This is a genomic window from Streptomyces sp. SID12501, assembly GCF_010550245.1.
GTDB lineage: Bacteria > Actinomycetota > Actinomycetes > Streptomycetales > Streptomycetaceae > Streptomyces.
In genome coordinates, this window is the sequence record NZ_JAAGLU010000252.1 from 1 (window position 1) to 627 (window position 627).

Here is a 627-nt window from a genome sequence, read left to right on the forward strand (position 1 = left end):
ACCGCGCGCCGGGTGCTGGTCCTGGTGTGTCCCGCCTGGCTCGCCGACCTTCTCGGCCACGGCCCGGCCGGCACGGAATCGGTCGCGGTGGACGGCAAGACCGCGCGCGGCTCGCGCACCGAAACCGCTCCGGCCGCCCACCTGCTGTCCGCCGTCACGGCCACCGGCCGGACCGTCAGCCAGCTGCGGGTACCGGACAAAACCAACGAGATCACCGGCTTCACCGCCCTGCTGGCACCGTTCGACCTGACCGGCACGGTGGTGACCGCCGACGACCTCCACACCCAGCGCGAACACGCGAAATGGCTGGTGGAGGTGAAGAACGCCCACTACCTGATGGTGGTCAAGGGCAACCAGCCGAAACTCCACGCGGCGGTCAAAGCCCTGCCGTGGAAGGAGGTGACCGCCCGCCGCTATGACCGCGAGGCCGGGCACGGACGGCGCGAGACCCGCTCGGTGCGCACGCTCACCGTCACCGGCCTCGGCCTGGACTTTCCGTACCTGGTCCAGGCGGTAAGGATCCTGCGACACCGCACCGATCTGAAGACCGGCAAGGTCACCCGGCAGACCGTCCACGCCATCAGCGACATGACATCGTTTGAGGCATCACCACAGGCCATCGGCCGT

The 627-nt window shown here is 69.4% G+C and carries 1 protein-coding gene; it reads left to right on the forward strand.

Features of this window, described 5'->3' with window-relative positions:
* Positions 1–627, forward strand: a 627-nt coding sequence (locus G3I71_RS45555; protein WP_164324816.1) for an ISAs1 family transposase, incomplete at both ends; no start/stop codon positions are given.